Source organism: Pseudomonas sp. W3I7 (assembly GCF_030816095.1).
Lineage (GTDB): Bacteria > Pseudomonadota > Gammaproteobacteria > Pseudomonadales > Pseudomonadaceae > Aquipseudomonas > Aquipseudomonas salomonii.
The window spans coordinates 3,955,634-3,972,830 of sequence record NZ_JAUSXP010000001.1 but is presented as its reverse complement, the minus strand read 5'-3'; the positions used below and the strand labels follow the sequence as shown (position 1 = coordinate 3,972,830).

The following is a 17,197-nucleotide window of genomic DNA, read 5'->3' as shown; positions in this document are numbered from 1 at the left end:
GGGGCTGCTGCGCAGCCCAGCGGGAGCAAGCTCCCTCGCCACAGGGAGTGTGACAACTTGAATGATTCCATGCGCCTGCGGTCGGAACCTGGGTACGCATCATTCATTGAAGGAGCACCCATGAAGTCCAAGACCCTAGCCGCTTGCCTGCTGCTCACCGCTGGGCTGTCCACCGCCAGCTTTGTCGTGCAGGCCGGTGATACACCTCAGGAAACCGTGCAGCCTTCGAGCATCAATACGCGGGATTTGAAAGAGGGCGACCGCGCCCCGGATATCCTGATGCGCAAGGAATCGGCGGTCAGCGATTGGAAAAAACGTGGCCTCAAGCAGCCAGAGGCAGACAGCCAATGGGCACGGGTGGGGGACAAGTTTGTGCTGCTCAAAACCACCAACGGCACCATTCTCGAGATCACTCCCGTCAAGCGCTGATCGGTGTGTTCTCCTCGTTAACGCATTAAGGTAACCGGCCATCCCGGTCGCGTTACCTCACCCATCACGTCGGCCTCGACCTCATCCAGGTCCGCCTGGATATCAGCCCACCTGCATTTTTATTGGGTCGTCGTTGAAGCAAAATCATCCAGCGTGAGCTTGCCGACGTTGTTGCTCTGCAGTTCGTAGCGCAACTCTTCAACCATCTTGGCTACTTCTTCCGGGGTCTGCAGTCGGTTGGTGCTGATGCCGGTGACTACCAGGTCAACCCGGCCGGTCTCGGCGTCGTAGACCTTGAGGGTCAGTGACGCGTCCCGGCACAGGGTGAACTCGCAGGTCAACGGCGACAAACCTTCTTCGATGCAGTTGCGCAATTGAGAGAGGGTAAACATGGGCCTCGGCCTCCTCAACGACGACGCAGCAGCAGGCCCACGAGCAGGCCGATACCGGCGACGACAGCCACGGTAGCCAGGGGTTTGTTTTTGGCGAAATCACTCACAGTGTCCAGCGCATCGCCGTACGTTTGCTGCAGTTGACCTGCGGCCTGGCGGGCCACGCCATCAGCTTGCAATTGTTCATCGCCGGTGAGGTCGCCGATAAAGCCCTGGGCCTTGCCGGCAACCTTTTCTACGGCGCCTTTGACTTGTTCGCTTTTCATCGTGCTTTCCTTGGAAGAGATCAAACCATTTCGGCACGGGGCCCTAGGCCCTGTGCCCACTCTTCAAGGTTAAGCAGCGTGCTGCGATGGAATAAGGCGAATTTGCACTGGTCGCACTAGTGCATTTGCACTCTATGGTTTGCTTTTGATGCGCAGTTCGCCGGCAAACAAGCCACGCTCCCTGGCCCACACAATGGCCGCGCTGCGGCTGTGCACGCCGAGTTTGGAGTACACCGTGGCCACATGGTTACGCACCGTGTTGGGCGCAAGTTTCAGGCGCGAGGCAATCTCTTTGTCGGCCAGGCCTTCGCAGATCAGGCCCAGCACATCACGCTCACGGGCGGTGAGGTCGGTGAAGGCCACGTTCGGCAGGTTGGGGCTGTTGACGCTCTTGGCGTTGGCCAGTTTCTCGATCAGGGTCTGGCTGAACCAGGAGGCGTCCTGCATCACTTCCTCAATGGCCGCCACCAGCTCAAGTTCCGAGCGTTTGCGTTCGGTGATGTTCATCAGCACCAGCAGGTAGCAGGGCACGTCCTCGATAATCACTGTGTCGGCGGAGACCACGCAGTCGATCACCTCGTTGCCTTTCTTGCGCACCTTGAGGTCCTGGCCTTCGAGATTGCCGGCGTTTTCCAGGGTAGTGAACAGCTGCGTGCAGGCGGGGGCACTGTCGATGAAGTTGATATCCTCAACATTCTTGCCGATCAGTTCTTCACTGGTGTAGCCGGTGATGTTCATGAACGCCTCGTTGATATCCACCACTTGGCGGTTGGCGGCGTTGCACACCAGGGTGGGTACCGGCGTCAGGCGGAAGGATTTGGCGAAACGTTCTTCGCTCTGGCGCAGGGCGATTTCGGCCTTGCGCCGTGGCTCCAGGTCGGTGAAGGAAAACAGCATGCAGTCTTCTTCGTTCATGTCCAACGGCTGGCCGGCGACGATCACCAGTTTGCTGCCGCCTTCGGGCAGGCGCAGTTCAGCCTGCATCTGCGGGATGGTCGCACCTTCGCCCAGGCGCTGAATCGCGAGGTCCTTGCGATCGGCGTGTTCCAGTACATCCAGTTCATAGACGGATTTGCCGATGACCTGATCGCGGTTGTAACCGGTCATCTCCAGGAAACCCTGGTTGACCTTAATGTAGCGCAGGTCGCTGAGGCGGCAGATCACCGCGGGCGCCGGGTTGGCGTTGAAGGTTTTCTCGAAGCGTTGTTCTGCGCTGGCCCACTCGGTGGCGTCGCTGAGGATCAGCACCAACAGCTCCGGTTCGCCGTGAGCGTCCGTCAGCACCAGGCTGCGCAAGCGGTGCACCCAACTGCGGCCTTCGTCGTCGGCGGGGGTGACTTCCACCACCACATCGCTGAATTCTTCACCGGCTGCTACTCGGCTGAGCGGGTAGCTGTCCAGCGGCAAGGGATGGTTGTTGCGATAGCGCAAGGCAAAGCGCTTGGCGTACTGCTCGGTATTGGCGCCGAGCTGCTCGACCTCACTGACCCCGTGCATGGCCAGCGCGGCTTCGTTGGCCCACAGAATGGTCTGATCGACTTCGGCCAGGATCACACCGTCCGATAATCCGGAGATGATCTGCTGCAATTGGCGGCGATTGGTTTCTTTGGCAAGAACGTCCTGGGTCATGGTCTCTCCGGGAGTGGGCGCATGAAGGGTACGACACCCAGGCATCAGGATAGTGCACACAAAGTGCCCATTGCGGGGTGCGAATGCACCAGAGACTCTGGTGCATTTGAGCGAGGACGACCGGCAACGCGCTCGCCAGACTGCAACGGTCAACCACTCAAAGGATTAATCATGACAACTGTCTATGAAACCAACCGTTCACCGTTTCGCGTGTCCTGGAGCTCTGTGCTGGCCGGCAGTGCAATTGCCCTGGTGACCTACCTGGTGCTCAGCGTGCTGGGCACGGCCATTGGCGCGAGTGCCGTCAACCCGATGGAAGCGGGCAACCCCCTGAGCGGCTTCGGCACGGGTGCAGGGATCTGGCTGTTTGTTTCCACCCTGGTGGCTGTCGGCCTCGGCGCCTTTGTGGCCGGGCGCACTGCACCGGACCGTGGTGGCTTGCACGGCGTACTGACCTGGACCTTTACCACCTTGCTCACCACTTGGCTGCTGGCTGGTCTGGCCGCCAGTGTGGTCGGCACCGCCGGTAATGTGGTGGGCAAAGGCTTGTCTGCCGCCGGCAGTGGTATCGCCGCTGCTGCGCCTGGGATCGGCGATAGCATCAAGCAGCAGTTGAACGAGCAAGGCATTCAACTCGATTGGAACAGCCTGCAAGGCCAACTCGACACCTTGCTCAAGCAGAGCGGCAAGCCTGAGCTGGACCCGGCCAACGTCGAGCAGAAAACCGACCAGGCCGCCGCCGACGGCAAGCAATCGGCCAAGGACGCCGCGACCAACCCTGCCCAGGCCGGTGATGAGTTGAACCAGTGGTTCGAACGCGTCAAAGCTTCAGGCGAGCCTGCGTTGAATGCAGCGGACAAAGACGCGCTGGTCAACATCGTGGCCGCCCGTACCGGCAAGAGCAAAGCTGAAGCCACCCAGATCGTCGACAACTATGCCCAGGCTTATCAGCAAGCCATGCAGAAGGTTGATGAGCTCAAGCAGCAAGCCGAGCAGAAAGCCCGTGAAGCCGGTGAAGTGGCGGCTAAACAGCTGTCCCGCGCAGCCTGGAGCACCTTGGCCATGCTGCTGTTGGGTGCGGCGTTGAGCTTCTTTGTGGGTCGTACCGCACTGACCACGCGTCGCGTGCCGTTGGCTTAAGCTGAGCATGTGCGGCATGGATGCCGCCTGTGGGTGCTGGGGATAACTCGCTCACCCCTGCGCCCGAATGAATGCGTAAAATACCGGCTTTTTACGCGTATCACGCAAAGGTGCACTTTGAGCGCAGGCAAAGCTGTCGGGCTGTTATTACTCACTTCACTGCTGGCGGCGTGCGGTACTTCACCGCCACGCACGCCAAACGACATCTGCGGCATCTTTCGTGAAAAAGACGACTGGTACGACGCCGCCAAGGTCACGCAAAAGCGCTGGGGCGTGCCGATCCAGGTGCCGTTCGCGATCATGTATCAAGAGTCGGGCTTCCGCCAGGATGCCAAGACCCCGCGCAAATACCTGCTATGGATTATCCCGTGGGGGCGCGTGTCGACCGCCGAAGGCTATTCCCAGGCCAAGGATGAGGTGTGGAACGACTACCGCAAGAGCACCGGCCGCAGCGGTGCGAGCCGTCAGGATTTCGACGACTCCATCGACTTTGTGGGTTGGTACATGGACAAGACCTACACCATCAACGGCGTGTACAAATACGACGCCTACGGCCAATACCTGAACTACCACGAAGGCTGGGGCGGCTATCGCCAGCGCACCTATGCGGCCAAAGCCTGGCTGCCGCCGGTGGCGAGCAAGGTGCAGGCGCGCTCGCAGATGTACGCGGCGCAATATGCGCGTTGCAAGGATGATCTGGGCCGCGGGTTCTGGAGCCGGTTCTGGCATTGGTTGTAATAAATGATCGGCATAAGGGTGTAGCGAGGGCGCACTTGCCAAGCTCACTCGATTCTGGGAAAACCCCAGCCCTGACCCATCCAACGAGAGCCCCATGAGCAACGACGAACTCCAGATCACCGACACCCGCCAAGGCACCGGCAAAGCCGTGGTCAAGGGTGCGCTGATCACCACCCAATACACCGGCACCCTCGAAGACGGCAGCGTGTTCGATTCGTCCTGGGAGCGCGGTAAGCCGTTCCAGTGCGTGATCGGCACCGGGCGTGTGATCAAGGGCTGGGACCTGGGTTTGATGGGCATGCAGGTCGGCGGCGTGCGCACGCTTTTCGTGCCGGCACACCTGGCTTATGGCGAGCGTTCGATGGGCGCGCATATCAAACCCAACAGTAATCTGCGTTTTGAAATCGAGTTGCTGGAAGTGCTGACGCGCGACGATTGAAGGGCAAGTAAACATGGAGGTTGATTGCGCACTCGAAGGTATTCGAGTGGTTGAACTGCACGACGGCGACGCGGCCGAACTGCAGTGTTTTTTTAACCAGGCACCCGAGTATTTCATCGCGGTCAATGGTGAACCGGCCACACCGACCGAAGCGCACGAAGAGTTACAGGGTCAGTTGCCGGCAGGTTGGCGTTGCAGCCGGATGTACTGGCTGGGTTATCGCGATACGCAGGACCAACTGGCCGCCGTCGTGAACATCGCGGCCGACTTGCTGGCCGTCGGCGTGTGGCATATCGGTTTGCTGCTGGTGCATACGCGCCTGCATGGCACCGGGTTCGCGCGACAATTGCATGCCGATCTTGAAGCGTGGGCGGTGAGCAACGGTGCCCAGTGGCTGCGGTTGACGGTGGTGGTCGGCAATACCAAGGCCGAGCGCTTCTGGCCCAAGCTTGGGTATGTGCAGGTGCGCACGCGTGAAGGCATCAGGATGGGACGGCAGGTCAACAGGGTGTCGATTCAGGTCAAGCCCGTCGCCGGCGGGCAACTGCATGATTACCTGAAACGGGTTGAGCGGGATCGGCCCGATATGCCGTAATAACAGACGTACACAGTTCCTGTGGGAGCTGGCTTGCCTGCGAAAGCGGTATGTCTGCTGGAGTTTTATTGCCTGACACTGCGCCATCGCAGGCAAGCCAGCTCCCACAGTTGATCTTCGGTGTGACCCAAAAAACAGTTGCTGAACTCACCCTGAACGATCCATCCAAACGCCATCGGTAAATTCTCCTACGGTTTACTCCCTCGAAAACGGCGGGGTAAACTCCGCGCGTTTTCATCAATAGCGGAGACCCTCAGTGGGTACTTGTTCGAGCGACAGTCGTCGGCCGGTTTCGGTAACCGGCACCTACTTGGCAAGGTAACGCGCATTTTTCCTGATGCCGTTGTCTCGCCTCAAAAAGCGAGAAGCGGCATTCCGGCAGCGGCCAGTCCTGGCACCTGCCTGCATCCCTCTCATCGACGCTGACCAGCACCTCAAATCATTTGGGATGCTACGCACGCGCCTGCCTTTTACGGCGGGCGGGCCAAGCTGACTGTGCCTTTACAACGGGCGCGGTGCAGTCGGTCGTACCTGCACGAAGGTTTCTGGCATGCGCAGCAGTCATGGAGATTTTTCTTATGCAGGCAATCAACAACATCAACCTCAACTCCTTGGTCGATACCGTGGTCAGCCTCACCGCGGCGTTTATCCTCGGTGGCTTGATCGGCTTCGAGCGCCAGTACCGCCAGCGCACGGCGGGCTTGCGCACCAACGTGCTGGTGGCGGTGGGCGCGGCGATCTTCGTCGACATGGCCAACCGCCTGGGCGGCGCGGAGGGCGCGGTGCGAGTGGTCGCGTACGTGGTGTCGGGCATCGGCTTTTTGGGCGCTGGCGTGATCATGCGCGAAGAAGGCAACGTGCGTGGGCTCAACACGGCTGCCACACTCTGGGCTTCGGCGGCGGTGGGGGCGTGTGCGGGGGCCGACCTGATCCTTGAAGCGCTGTTGGGCACCCTGTTTGTGCTGGCGGCCAACACCTTGCTGCGGCCGATCGTCAATAACATCAACCGTCAGCCACTGGACGTGGTGTCGGCGGAGGTCACCAACATCCTCTATGTCATCGCCCGGCGCAGCCAGCAACAGGCGGTGATGGTGCTGCTGGAAGCCGAATTGGCGCGCTGCAACTACCCGGCCAGCGACGTTGATGTGCGGCCGTTCGGCAGCGAAGAAGTGGAAATCGAGGCCACCCTGGCCGCGACCTCGGTAGACGGTGACGAATTGGACGCGCTGGTGGCGCGTATTTCCACATCGAGCCTGGTCGTGCAGGCGTTCTGGAGCCCGAGCACCACCGACTGAGAAGCGTGCGCAAACGCTGTTTTGCGAGGAAAAGTCCTACATGTGATTGGGATTCCCCCTTCGGTCAATACGTTATTTCGTTGTTAAGGTTGCGCACTTGCAGCTAGCCGGTGGTCACGGTTCGGCTACATGTGCTCGGCATGACTTCGATTGAAGAGGCCACCTGAGTGAAGGCAGTGCCACTGGTCGGCACTGTCATTTCTCACAGGTACCTGTGTCGCACGTGATGTGTAAGGGTACTTATTCTTCTCAGGGTAGTGATATGAGCAAAGCGTCGGTTAGTGGGAACAAAGTATTAATCGTGGACGACCATCCGTTTATACGGGCAACTGTCAGGTATTTGCTCAAGTGCGAAGGCTTCACTGACATTGAAGAGGCCGGCACGGGGGCGGACGCGCTTCAGAAGGTTAGAGAATGGTGCCCGGTCTTGATTATTCTCGACTTGGCCATTCCAAAACTGGGTGGGCTGGAGGTGATCGCCCGCGTCAAGGCGCTGGGTGCGCCCTGCAAGATTCTGGTATTGACGTCGTATCCGCCGGAGTTTTTTTCCACCCGGTGCATGCGTGCCGGCGCCATGGGGTTTGTTGCCAAGACCGGAGAGCTGGAAGAGCTGCAAAAAGCAATCAAGGCGGTGATGTCCAACTACAACTGTTTCCCCAGCCTGCCAAGCAGTTCGGTGCGCCGTGACGATTTGCAGGCCACCGAGCAAGAACTGGTGCATTCGCTTTCGGATCGCGAACTGGCCGTATTGAGGATGTTGGCGTTGGGTTACACCAACAACAAGATTGCCCTGGATATGCTGCTGAGCCACAAGACCATCAGTACCTACAAGACTCGACTCAAGGAGAAGTTGCGGATGTCTTCTGTGGTGCACATGGCCAAGTTTGCCCAGCGCAATCATCTGATCTGATTCGACATGATCCTGGCCCTGGTTCGACGGTTCATCCTGATGGTGTCGATGAGCCTGCTGCCGCTGCTCGCTGTTGCCCTTGATGAGCCGCACACCTTGCGGTTGCTGGGGCATTCCAGCCTCGATGGGAATGACGCGCCCGTGGTACTGGGGGACGCTGACTGGCACTGGCTGCGTGAGCGGCGCACCCTGTGGATGGGGGTTTCCGCGCCCGATTACGGGCCTTTCGAACTGACCAACAACAACGATGAACTGGAAGGTATCACCGCCGACTATGCCAAGTTGCTTGCCCAGGCGCTTAACGTCAGCGTTGAAGTGCGCCGCTATGACACGCGTGATGAGGTGATCGAAGCGCTCAAGCAGGGCTCCATCGACTTCCTGGGTTCGGCCAACGGGTTTGAAGCGGGTGACCCACAACTCGTCCTGTCGCGCTCCTATGCCAATGATCAACCCGTCCTGGTTACCCGTACCGGAGACACCCAGTCCCTGAGTGTAGACCTGGCCGGCAAGCGTGTGGCAATGCTTTATCACTATATGCCGCCCGATGTGGTCGAGGCGTTTTACCCCAAGGCCCATTTGGAGCTGTTTGCGTCGGTCTTCGAAGCCATCGGCGCCGTGGCCTTTGGCCGTGCCGATGTCTACCTCGGAGATGCCATCACCGCGCACTACCAGATCAACCGCAACCACCTCAACAATGTACAGCTGGCGGACTTTTCTACCTTGGAGTCCAACGCCTTTGCGTTTGCGGTGAGCCGCGACAATATCCGCTTGCTGCGCATTATCAACAGCGCGCTGAGGTCGATCCCGACTAACCAGCAGCTGGATATCGTGCGCCGTTGGAGTGCTGGCAATCTTGGTGTCCTGGGGGCTGAGCGACTGCACCTGAGTACCAGAGAGCAACGCTGGCTGGAAAAACACCCACGGGTGAGGGTGGTGGCGTCCGACCAGATGCTGCCGTTGGCATCCTTCACGGCACAGGGGCAATCAGAGGGCTTGAGTGCGGACGTTTTATCCCGGATCAGCCTGCGCACCGGCTTGAAGTTCGATGTGGTCCCAGGGGGCGCGATGCCCCAGCAAATCGAGGCGGTTCGTTCGGGCCGGGCGGACATGATGGCGGTGGTCACGCCCAGCATCGAAGGTTCTGACCAGGTGCGCTTTACCCGGCCCTATTTGACCAATCCGCTGGTGCTGGTCACCCGCACCGACATGCCTGGCACCATGACGCTGGAGAATATGCTGGGTAAACGCCTGGCAATCCCCAGCGGCAACGCGCTGCGTGAAGTCATCAATCGCGACTATCCCGGTATCCAGTTTGTGGAGGCGAAGAACCCTAAGGATGCCATGTCTCTGGTAGCCAGTGGCAGTGCCGAGGGCGCCGTCAGTTCGCTGATCTATGCGCGTTACCTGATCGCTTTTGAGTACCGCGACCGCTTGCACGTCACCAGCACCGTCGGCTCTGAACCCGTGCGTATGACGTTCGGGGTCAACCGGGGTCAGCTGGAACTGTACTCGATACTGGACAAGGCGTTGCTGAGCATCCCGCCCCAGGAAATGGATGAACTGATCAGCCAATGGCGCACCGATGTGATCATCGAAGACCATTGGCTGCGCCACCGCAGCACGATTATCCAAGGGTTCGGCCTGGCGGCGGTATTGCTGCTGATCACCCTGGGATGGGCGATTTACCTGCGCAGCCTGATACGCAAGCGCGCTCAGGCCGAACGCGCGTTGAGCGACCAGATGCGCTTTATGGGCGTGCTGATTGACGGTACGCCTCACCCCATCTACGTGCGTGATCGCCAGGGCCGGCTTATGGCTTGCAACAGCGCTTACCTGGATGTGTTTGGCTTCAAGCTTGAAGCGGTGATTGGCAAGACAGTGATCGAAACCGACACCGGCAACCCGCCGCAGGCCCAGTCATTCCATGAGGATTATCTGCGTTTGATGGAGCGGGGCGAGCCGCAGATTCATGATCGGGTGCTCAGGTTGCCTGCGGGCAAGGTGTTGACCATTTACCACTGGATGCTGCCGTACCGTGATGGCGACGAGAACGTCGTGGGCATGATTGCCGGCTGGGTCGATGTGAGCGAGCGCCAGCGCTTGCTGGGCCAGTTGCAGGAGGCCAAGGAGGAAGCTGACGCCGCCAACCGTGCCAAGACCACGTTCCTGGCGACCATGAGCCACGAAATCCGCACCCCCATGAATGCGGTGATCGGCATGATTGAGCTGGCGCTGGCCAACGCCGAACAAGGGCGTGCCGACCGCGATGCCCTGGAAGTGGCCTCGGTGGCCTCCCATGGCATGCTGGAGCTGATCGGCGACATTCTGGATATTGCCCGAATCGAGTCCGGCCATCTGTCATTGGCCCTTGAACCGGCCAACCTGCATGAACTGTTGACGTCGGTGGCACGGGTATTTGAAGGGTTGGCGCGCGCGAAGGGCCTGGCGCTGCAAGTCGAGCTTGACCCACAAATGGATCGCGCGGTGTTGATCGACCCGTTGCGATTCAAGCAGGTGGTGTCCAACCTGCTGAGCAATGCCATCAAGTTTACCGACCAGGGCCAGGTGCGCTTGGGCGGGCGCTGCGGGTTGGCATCGGACCTCGGCCAATTGAACCTCACCTTGTGGGTAGAAGACACCGGCATAGGCATCAGTGCCGAGGACCAGCAGCGGCTGTTCAACCCGTTTATCCAGGGCAGCAACACCGAGCAGTCGGCGCGCAGCGGTTCGGGCCTGGGGTTGGTGATCAGCCGCACGCTGTGCGAAATGATGGCGGGCAAACTGCAGTTGAGCAGTACGCTGGGGCAGGGGACGCGGGTGGACGTGGCACTCACATTGGCTACGACAACGGCGATAACACACGAGGTTTCGGCCACGCCGGCACCCACCCGGCCCGTGCGTGTGTTGGACATTCTGGTGGTGGATGACTACCCGGCCAATCGCCTGCTGCTGGCCCGGCAACTGAGCTTTCTGGGGCACCGCATCAGCACTGCCGAAGACGGCGTCCAGGGCTTTGAGCGCTGGCAAACCCAGCGGCCCGATGTGGTGATCACCGATTGCAACATGCCCCTCAAGGATGGCTATGCCTTGGCGCGTGAAATCCGTGCGCAAGAGCATGAGCAAGGCTTGCACGCCTGCCTGCTGCTGGGGTTTACCGCCAATGCCCAGCCCGAAGAAACCGAGCGCTGCCGGCAGGCGGGCATGGATGGTTGCCTGTTCAAGCCTGCCGGGCTTGAGGACTTGCGCTCGGCGCTGAGCGCCTATGCGCTCGCGCCTGGGTCACCCGACGCTGAGCCAGGGTTTGATTTGAAGGCTTTGACCGTCGTAACAGGGGACGATAGTGCCGCCCTCAAGGAGCTTTTGGGCGCTTTGCTCGACAGCCTGAAGGTGGACCGTGCGATATTGGCGTTGCCCCTACGCCAGCACAGTTTTGGCGAGCTGCACGAACTTGCGCACCGCGTCAAAGGAGGGGCGCGAATGGTCAAGGCTGAGACGTTGATCGCCTGTTGCGAAACATTGGAGGTGGTGTGTGAGCGGCAGAAGCGCAGTGCATTGGCCGTGGCGGTTAAAGCGATAGACGCGGCGATTGCTGATTTGCACCAGCGCATGGACGCTTATTGCAAGCAGCTTTGACCGCCGTTGAGGGGGATTCGGTGGATTTGGGAGAACTCCTACATGAAGGGGGAATATGCCTGATTTTGTCTTCGGTATATGTCTGGAAAATGGGTGACGCTCACTGACGAGCGCTGCCAGCCCAGGGGTTCGCCATGCCGAACAAAGCACTGACCATCCTGATTGCCGATGAACAACACCTGCAACGACTGTATATCGAAAAAATGCTCAATCAATTGGGTTACCACCGGATTGTGCCGGTGCAGACCTACCAGGAAGTCCAGATACTCACCGCGATCCCGGCCGAACCTTTCGACGTGTTGATCATTAATGCGGGGCTGACGCAGCAGGCTTGCGGGCCGCAGCCGCAGGTGCGGCATGTGCTGCTCTATGACCATCAGGACCTGGGCAGGTCGACGAGTACAAAGTCTGCCGTGCTGGTGCGGTTACCGGGTGTGCCGGACAACGTCAATCTTGAACACTTCATGGATATCATCGACCCACCCGAGGCCACGACGGGCCTGCGGGTGTTGCCATGGCTGCGGGAGTTATCGCGCAAACCGCTGGCCGGGGTTTAGTCCCACTTCGGCGCAATGCCCTTGGGGCTGGTCAAACGGTGGCCGCGCTCCAGGGTTGCAATCTGCGCCATGTCGGCTGCGCTCAAGGTCAGGTGCAGGGCCTCGAGATTGCTTTGCAGGTTGGCGCGTTTGGTCGACGACGGGATCACCGCGTAACCCAATTGCATGGCCCAGGCCAGCGTGACCTGCGCCGGTGTGGCTTGATGGCGTTCGGCGATCTGCTGGATCACCGGGTCTTTGAGCACTTCGCCGTAGGCCAGGGTCATGTACGAAGTGATCTGGATACCCTGGGCGGTGGCGAAATCCACAACCTTCTGGTTTTGCAGGTAGGGGTGCAGCTCGATCTGGTTGGTGGCGATGTTCTCGGCACCCACCGCAGCGATTGCCTGCTTCATCAGGTCAATGGTGAAGTTGGAAATGCCGATCTGGCGGGTCAGGCCCAGGCGCTTGGCTTCCAGCAACTGGCCCATGAATTCGGCGACCGGCACCTGGTCTTCCGGCGATGGCCAGTGGATCAGCGTCAGGTCGAGATAATCGGTTTTGAGTTTGCGCAGGCTTTCGCGCAGGCTCGCAATCAACTGGCCTTCGGCGAAATTGGCGATCCAGATCTTGCTGGTGATAAACAGTTCATCACGCGCTATGCCACTGTCGGCAATGGCTTGGCCGACATCGGCTTCGTTCTCGTAGATCTGCGCGGTGTCGATGACGCGGTAGCCCAGTTCCAGGCCGGTGCTCACAGAATCGATCACCACCTGGCCTTGCAGGCGGAAGGTGCCGAGGCCGAAGGCGGGGACGTTTGGGGTTGGGGTAGACATCAGTAACTCCAGAAGAGGTGTAAACAGTGGAGTCGAGTATCCGCCCGTCGTTCACTCGGAAAAACCGCCCATTGCGAAAAGGACTCTTAACCACAAGTCACGAATACCCATGGCCTCGCTGTGGCGAGGGGGCGGTGCCTTGCACGCTCGTTCACTGCAGCATGGGTGCGCATGACCGTTGGTCAACTTTGCCACCCGACGCTTAGCGGCTTCACTTGCCAGCAGTGGGTGCGGCGCGGTATTCCAGAATGCTCTATGCCAGCCTTGGAAAGACCATGACTCAACACCTCACCGAATACGCCGACGCCAGCCCTGAAGTGCGTGCGATCTACGACGACATCATGCAAACACGCAAGGTCGACCAGGTGAACAACTTCTGGAAATGCCTGGCTGCCCACCCGCCGACATTGCGCCGCACCTGGGAAAGCCTCAAGGAAATCATGGCGCCGGGAGCACTCGACCCGCTGACCAAGGAGTTGCTGTATGTGGCGGTCAGCGTGACCAACAATTGCCCGTATTGCATCGCCTCCCACACCGCCGCCGCACGCAAGGCCGGCATGACCGACGAGATGTTTGGCGAGTTGCAGGCCGTGGTCGGCATGGCCAACGAGACCAACCGCCTGGCTACCGGCTACCGTGTGCCGGTGGACGATATGTTCAAGTGGCCGTGATACCCAGCCTCATGCGCAGATGCGCGAGGCTTCTACCGGGCGCGCAGGGCGGTGGTTATGGAACTGCCCCTGCTGCGCCTTTCGGCTTCTGCGGGACTGGGAACGGGTCCATGTGGTGAAGTCAAAGCGAGTGGCCGACACGACGTTTTCCTGAACCAGCAGGATCGGCCTGGGGCGGTTTATAGCGCAGTAGTGAGTGTGGAGCGTGACCTCCAATGTGTCCTTGTCCCGGTAACCACTGAGTATGGGCACCAGGCTGAACCCCAGGCCAATGCCTTCGGACTCCGAGGGGGTGCCTGCGAACAATACAATCCCGACATAGACCTTCCTGTCGCTCAAACTGAACATGCACGGCACGCACTTGACGATGGATTCTCTCAATAAAAGCTTGAATGGCGTGCCCTCAAGAATACCCAGCGAAAGCACGTGGTAGAGCTGCGTGTCGGTTTTAAGCTTCAGCATTCTCTTTTTCATGCGTACATAAAGCCTTGCCCAGAAAAAGGGAATCGCCAGAGCGGTCATACCCGCCTGCAACATGAAAACCCAAAGCGTGCAGTTTTTCTCATTGGCAATATCGAGCTCTACCAATAGCGTACCCAGTTTTTGGCTGTAGTCTGCGGCCACTTCATGGCCTGCGATAAAGGCCGTTTGTTTTGACAACGTCAGCAGGGCAGCACTTAAAAACGTGGCAACGATCAGGCAGAGCATGCCGAGCCTGGCTACCTGCAGGTAAAGCAGTTGTCCCTGGAAACGGTGCAGGCGCAAGTAGAAAAACGGGTGCCTGAGGCAGACCAGATAGCCACTGACCAGTAACGGCACAATGATCAGCAGGCCCATGAATGATCGGACTCCATTTTTTGTACTTGGCGCACAGCGTCCTTGTAACCCTCTGACGCAATCACCTCATCGATGTCCAGGCCGATGCCTCCACGTACGAGCTTCCAGGTTTTACGGGATTTGACATCCCTTACTCGATCCCAATCATCCTGAGTCGGTTTCCCAAACAACAAATACAATAAAGACATGGCGACAACCTCGAAAAGAAGTAGCCATTTTTATAGCAAGCGACAGGGTGCCTCACCACTGATGGCAAGCCGCGCCACTGTCGTCGGTTCCTGTAGGAAACGTCTGCATTTGCGCCGGCGGCCTAAAATGTCGGGGGGGTAATCACCCAGATCACCACTGTATCCACCTTGCCCGGGTTGCCATACCGGTGCGGCTCGCGGCTGGCAAAGCTGAAACTGTCGCCTTCAGCCAGCCGGAAATGCCGCTCACCGACCCACAGCTCAAACGTGCCGCTCAACACATAACCGGCTTCTTCGCCTTCATGGCTGTAGCTTTGCTGGCTGTAGGTGCCGGGTGGAAAGCATACGTGCAGCATCTCCAGTTGGTGGTTGGGCAACGGCGTCAGCAGTTGGTCGACGATGCCATCTTCATAACGGATGCTTTGACGATTGTTCTTGCGCACCACGTAGCCTTCATCCGCTGGGGCAGGGGCGGCCTCGCTGGCAAAAAACCACTGGATCGTCACGCCCAGGCTGCGGGCGATATTGAACAGCGCCGGGATCGATGGGTACGCCAGGTTGCGCTCCAACTGGCTGAGATAGCCGGCGGTCAGTTCACTCAGTTGCGCCAGTTCGGTCAGCGTCAGGCCGCGTGCCTTGCGCAGGCCGCGAATGCGGGTGCCGAGAAACAGTGGCTGCGGTTCGTCGTTCAAAGTTTCCACGCTACCTTGAGTCCTTCGTAGATCGCCTCTTCGGCGGTGCGCGGCGCCAGGCAGTCGCCGATGCGATCAAATGGCACCAGCCCCGCAAGCTCCGCGCCCAGAGTGTCCACCGGCTGATGGCCCTGGCACAACACCAGGCCGTCGATATTCTCCAGCAGCATCGGTTCGCCGCTGGCGCTGTGCTGCAAGTAAACCGTGCTGTCGTCGCAGCCGTAGAGGCGCGCATAAGGGATGATGGGAATGCCCAGGCGGTGGAGCTCGCCCGCCAGTTGATCGCGTACGTAGAGCGGCAGGTTTTCCCCGCAATGCGTGCCATTGACCGCCAGTTGCACCTGATGGCCGGCGCGCACCAGACGCTCGGCGATACCGGGGCCGATCCAGTCGCAGCGCCAGTCGACCACCACCACCGAACGGCCCAAGGTGACCTGATCGCGCAACACCTGCCAGGCATCCACTACTTGCAGATCGCCGCCTTGCTCGAACGCCGGCCAATAGGGTTCGGCGCCGGTGGCGATGATGACGTGGTCGGGTTGCTCCTGCACCACCAGGGCGCGGTCGACACGGGTATTGCGCACCACACGCACGCCTGCCAGCGCCATCTCCCGTTGCAGGTTGGTGCTGGCGCCACCGAATTCGCTGCGCCGTGGCAGCAGCTGCGCCAATAACACTTGCCCGCCCAACTGTGCGCTGGCTTCAAACAGGGTCACGTCGTGGCCGCGTTGCGCGGCCACAGCGGCTGCTTTCATGCCGGCCGGGCCACCGCCGACCACCATGATGCGGCGGCGTTTCAACGTCGGTTGCAACTTACCAAAGTGCAGCTCGCGCCCCGTCTCGGGGTGCTGGATACAGGAGATGGGCAAGCCTTTGTGAAAGTGCCCGATACAGGCCTGATTGCAAGCGATGCACGCACGCACATCCTCGGCGCGGCCATCAAGGGTTTTGGCCGGCATCAGCGGGTCGCAGATCAGTGCGCGGGTCATGCCGCACACATCGGCCTGGCCGCGCGCCAGGATCAGCTCGGCCTCCTGCGGCTGGTTGATCCGCCCGGTGACAAACAGGGGGATCGACAGGCTGGCCTTGAACGTCGCGGCCGCATCGGCCAGGTACGCGGCGGCGATGGCCATGGGCGGCACGATATGCACCGCGCCGCCGGTGGACGCCGAGGTGCCGGCGACGATATGCACATAATCCAGCTGCGTTTGCAGGTGCTGCACGGCCTCCAGGGATTCGCTTTCGGTAAGGCCTTCGCTGTCGCGCTCATCGGCTGAAATGCGCAGGCCGATGATGAACTGCGCGTCGGTCGCGGCTCGCACGGCGGCAATAATTTCCCGCAGGAATCTCAAGCGCTGTTCAAGCACGCCGTTGTAGCCATCGGTGCGCCGGTTAACCCGCGGGTTAAGAAACTGCGCGGGCAGGTAGCCGTGGCTGGCGACCACTTCCACGCCATCAATTCCCGCCTGATGCAAGCGCCTGGCCGCCGCTGCGTAACCGCTGACGATCTCATCGATCATCGCCTGGTCAAGCGCCCGTGGCATCACCCGAAACCGTTCATTGGGCACTCCCGACGCCGAGTACGCCACCGCCAGCAACCCGTCTGCCGACTCCATGATCTCGCGGCCCGGATGGAAGATTTGCGACAGCACCACGGTGCCCTGAGCATGGCAAATATCGGCCAGCTCGCGATAGCCGTCGATGCAGGCATCGTCGGTGGCCATCAGCACATGGGAGGTGTACCGCGCACTGTCATGCACGCCCGCCACCTGCAACACAATCAGCCCCACACCACCTTCGGCGCGCGCACGGTGATAGGCGATCAACTGCGCATTGACGCGGTTATCCGTCGGCATCGAAGTGTCATGCCCGCTGGACATTATGCGGTTCTTCAGGCGTTTGCCGCGCAGTACCAAGGGTTCGAACAGGTGCGCGAAGGCAGGTGGCGACATGGTGCGGATACTCCAGGCG

General features: G+C 60.0%; 17 protein-coding genes. 10 read left to right on the top strand and 7 right to left on the bottom strand.

Annotated features, from left to right (window positions below; all coding sequences use genetic code 11):
* Positions 1–120: 120 nt before the first annotated feature.
* Positions 121–429: an RcnB family protein gene (locus QF043_RS18275; RefSeq protein ID WP_056858063.1), complete on the top strand. Its 309-nt coding sequence runs from the start codon at positions 121–123 to the stop codon at positions 427–429.
* Between the two features lie 119 nt (positions 430–548).
* Here the strand turns inward: QF043_RS18275 and QF043_RS18270 are convergent, their stop codons facing one another.
* From QF043_RS18270 to QF043_RS18260, 3 genes are all read right to left on the bottom strand, one after another.
* Positions 549–821 carry a DUF1652 domain-containing protein gene (locus QF043_RS18270; RefSeq protein ID WP_307419659.1) on the bottom strand — a complete coding sequence of 91 codons (273 nt, stop codon included), beginning with the start codon at positions 819–821 and terminating at the stop codon, positions 549–551.
* A 14-nt stretch (positions 822–835) separates the two neighbouring features.
* The gene (locus QF043_RS18265) at positions 836–1,087 is read right to left on the bottom strand and encodes a CsbD family protein (protein WP_307419658.1); all 252 of its coding nucleotides are present in this window, start codon (positions 1,085–1,087) and stop codon (positions 836–838) included.
* Between the two features lie 132 nt (positions 1,088–1,219).
* Positions 1,220–2,716 carry a helix-turn-helix transcriptional regulator gene (locus tag QF043_RS18260; protein ID WP_307419657.1) on the bottom strand — a complete coding sequence of 499 codons (1,497 nt, stop codon included), beginning with the start codon at positions 2,714–2,716 and terminating at the stop codon, positions 1,220–1,222.
* Positions 2,717–2,887: 171 nt separating this feature from the next.
* On the opposite strand from QF043_RS18260, the gene QF043_RS18255 reads away from it, so the two are divergent.
* The 8 genes from QF043_RS18255 (at position 2,888) to QF043_RS18220 (ending at position 12,023) form a co-directional block, all read left to right on the top strand.
* Positions 2,888–3,856, top strand: coding sequence for a hypothetical protein (locus QF043_RS18255; protein WP_307419656.1), 969 nt, complete (start codon positions 2,888–2,890; stop codon positions 3,854–3,856).
* Between the two features lie 117 nt (positions 3,857–3,973).
* Positions 3,974–4,594, top strand: coding sequence for a hypothetical protein (locus QF043_RS18250; RefSeq protein WP_017138992.1), 621 nt, complete (start codon positions 3,974–3,976; stop codon positions 4,592–4,594).
* Positions 4,595–4,688: 94 nt separating this feature from the next.
* Positions 4,689–5,033, top strand: coding sequence for an FKBP-type peptidyl-prolyl cis-trans isomerase (locus QF043_RS18245; RefSeq protein WP_307419655.1), 345 nt, complete (start codon positions 4,689–4,691; stop codon positions 5,031–5,033).
* Positions 5,034–5,046: 13 nt separating this feature from the next.
* Positions 5,047–5,628, top strand: coding sequence for a GNAT family N-acetyltransferase (locus tag QF043_RS18240; RefSeq protein ID WP_307419654.1), 582 nt, complete (start codon positions 5,047–5,049; stop codon positions 5,626–5,628).
* Between the two features lie 578 nt (positions 5,629–6,206).
* Positions 6,207–6,923, top strand: coding sequence for an MgtC/SapB family protein (locus tag QF043_RS18235; RefSeq protein ID WP_056858056.1), 717 nt, complete (start codon positions 6,207–6,209; stop codon positions 6,921–6,923).
* Positions 6,924–7,185: 262 nt separating this feature from the next.
* Complete coding sequence (locus QF043_RS18230; protein ID WP_065911371.1) at positions 7,186–7,833, top strand: response regulator transcription factor; 648 nt, start codon at positions 7,186–7,188, stop codon at positions 7,831–7,833.
* A gap of 6 nt (positions 7,834–7,839) precedes the next feature.
* A complete protein-coding gene (locus tag QF043_RS18225) occupies positions 7,840–11,466 on the top strand; it encodes a transporter substrate-binding domain-containing protein (protein WP_307419653.1) in 3,627 nt (1,208 codons plus the stop codon).
* A gap of 134 nt (positions 11,467–11,600) precedes the next feature.
* Positions 11,601–12,023, top strand: coding sequence for a chemotaxis protein CheY (locus QF043_RS18220; RefSeq protein ID WP_307419652.1), 423 nt, complete (start codon positions 11,601–11,603; stop codon positions 12,021–12,023).
* Here the strand turns inward: QF043_RS18220 and dkgB are convergent.
* Complete coding sequence (dkgB, locus tag QF043_RS18215) at positions 12,020–12,838, bottom strand: 2,5-didehydrogluconate reductase DkgB (protein ID WP_305459086.1); 819 nt, start codon at positions 12,836–12,838, stop codon at positions 12,020–12,022. The genes QF043_RS18220 and dkgB overlap by 4 nt on opposite strands.
* A 275-nt stretch (positions 12,839–13,113) precedes the next feature.
* Between dkgB and QF043_RS18210 the strand changes: the two genes are divergently transcribed.
* Positions 13,114–13,509 (top strand): carboxymuconolactone decarboxylase family protein, encoded by a 396-nt coding sequence (locus QF043_RS18210; RefSeq protein WP_178112686.1) that lies wholly within the window; start codon positions 13,114–13,116, stop codon positions 13,507–13,509.
* A 9-nt stretch (positions 13,510–13,518) separates the two neighbouring features.
* Here QF043_RS18210 and QF043_RS18205 read toward each other — a convergent pair whose 3' ends face one another.
* The 3 genes from QF043_RS18205 to QF043_RS18195 form a co-directional block, all read right to left on the bottom strand.
* Complete coding sequence (locus tag QF043_RS18205; RefSeq protein WP_307419650.1) at positions 13,519–14,346, bottom strand: hypothetical protein; 828 nt, start codon at positions 14,344–14,346, stop codon at positions 13,519–13,521.
* Between the two features lie 310 nt (positions 14,347–14,656).
* Positions 14,657–15,235 (bottom strand): helix-turn-helix domain-containing protein, encoded by a 579-nt coding sequence (locus tag QF043_RS18200; RefSeq protein WP_307419649.1) that lies wholly within the window; start codon positions 15,233–15,235, stop codon positions 14,657–14,659.
* Positions 15,223–17,178, bottom strand: a complete 1,956-nt coding sequence (locus QF043_RS18195) for an FAD-dependent oxidoreductase (RefSeq protein ID WP_307419648.1) — start codon at positions 17,176–17,178, stop codon at positions 15,223–15,225. The genes QF043_RS18200 and QF043_RS18195 overlap by 13 nt, the downstream gene beginning before the upstream one ends.
* Positions 17,179–17,197: the final 19 nt, after the last annotated feature.

Bases quoted from the DNA above. Each gene is read 5' to 3' on its own strand.
- QF043_RS18220 (WP_307419652.1), top strand. From the start codon at position 11,601: ATGCCGAACAAAGCACTGACCATCCTGATTGCCGATGAACAACACCTG.
- QF043_RS18255 (WP_307419656.1), top strand. From the start codon at position 2,888: ATGACAACTGTCTATGAAACCAACCGTTCACCGTTTCGCGTGTCCTGG.
- QF043_RS18210 (WP_178112686.1), top strand. From the start codon at position 13,114: ATGACTCAACACCTCACCGAATACGCCGACGCCAGCCCTGAAGTGCGT.
- dkgB (WP_305459086.1), bottom strand. From the start codon at position 12,838: ATGTCTACCCCAACCCCAAACGTCCCCGCCTTCGGCCTCGGCACCTTC.
- QF043_RS18235 (WP_056858056.1), top strand. From the start codon at position 6,207: ATGCAGGCAATCAACAACATCAACCTCAACTCCTTGGTCGATACCGTG.
- QF043_RS18240 (WP_307419654.1), top strand. From the start codon at position 5,047: ATGGAGGTTGATTGCGCACTCGAAGGTATTCGAGTGGTTGAACTGCAC.
- QF043_RS18225 (WP_307419653.1), top strand. From the start codon at position 7,840: ATGATCCTGGCCCTGGTTCGACGGTTCATCCTGATGGTGTCGATGAGC.
- QF043_RS18265 (WP_307419658.1), bottom strand. From the start codon at position 1,087: ATGAAAAGCGAACAAGTCAAAGGCGCCGTAGAAAAGGTTGCCGGCAAG.
- QF043_RS18275 (WP_056858063.1), top strand. From the start codon at position 121: ATGAAGTCCAAGACCCTAGCCGCTTGCCTGCTGCTCACCGCTGGGCTG.
- QF043_RS18195 (WP_307419648.1), bottom strand. From the start codon at position 17,178: ATGTCGCCACCTGCCTTCGCGCACCTGTTCGAACCCTTGGTACTGCGC.
- QF043_RS18205 (WP_307419650.1), bottom strand. From the start codon at position 14,346: ATGGGCCTGCTGATCATTGTGCCGTTACTGGTCAGTGGCTATCTGGTC.
- QF043_RS18270 (WP_307419659.1), bottom strand. From the start codon at position 821: ATGTTTACCCTCTCTCAATTGCGCAACTGCATCGAAGAAGGTTTGTCG.
- QF043_RS18230 (WP_065911371.1), top strand. From the start codon at position 7,186: ATGAGCAAAGCGTCGGTTAGTGGGAACAAAGTATTAATCGTGGACGAC.
- QF043_RS18245 (WP_307419655.1), top strand. From the start codon at position 4,689: ATGAGCAACGACGAACTCCAGATCACCGACACCCGCCAAGGCACCGGC.
- QF043_RS18260 (WP_307419657.1), bottom strand. From the start codon at position 2,716: ATGACCCAGGACGTTCTTGCCAAAGAAACCAATCGCCGCCAATTGCAG.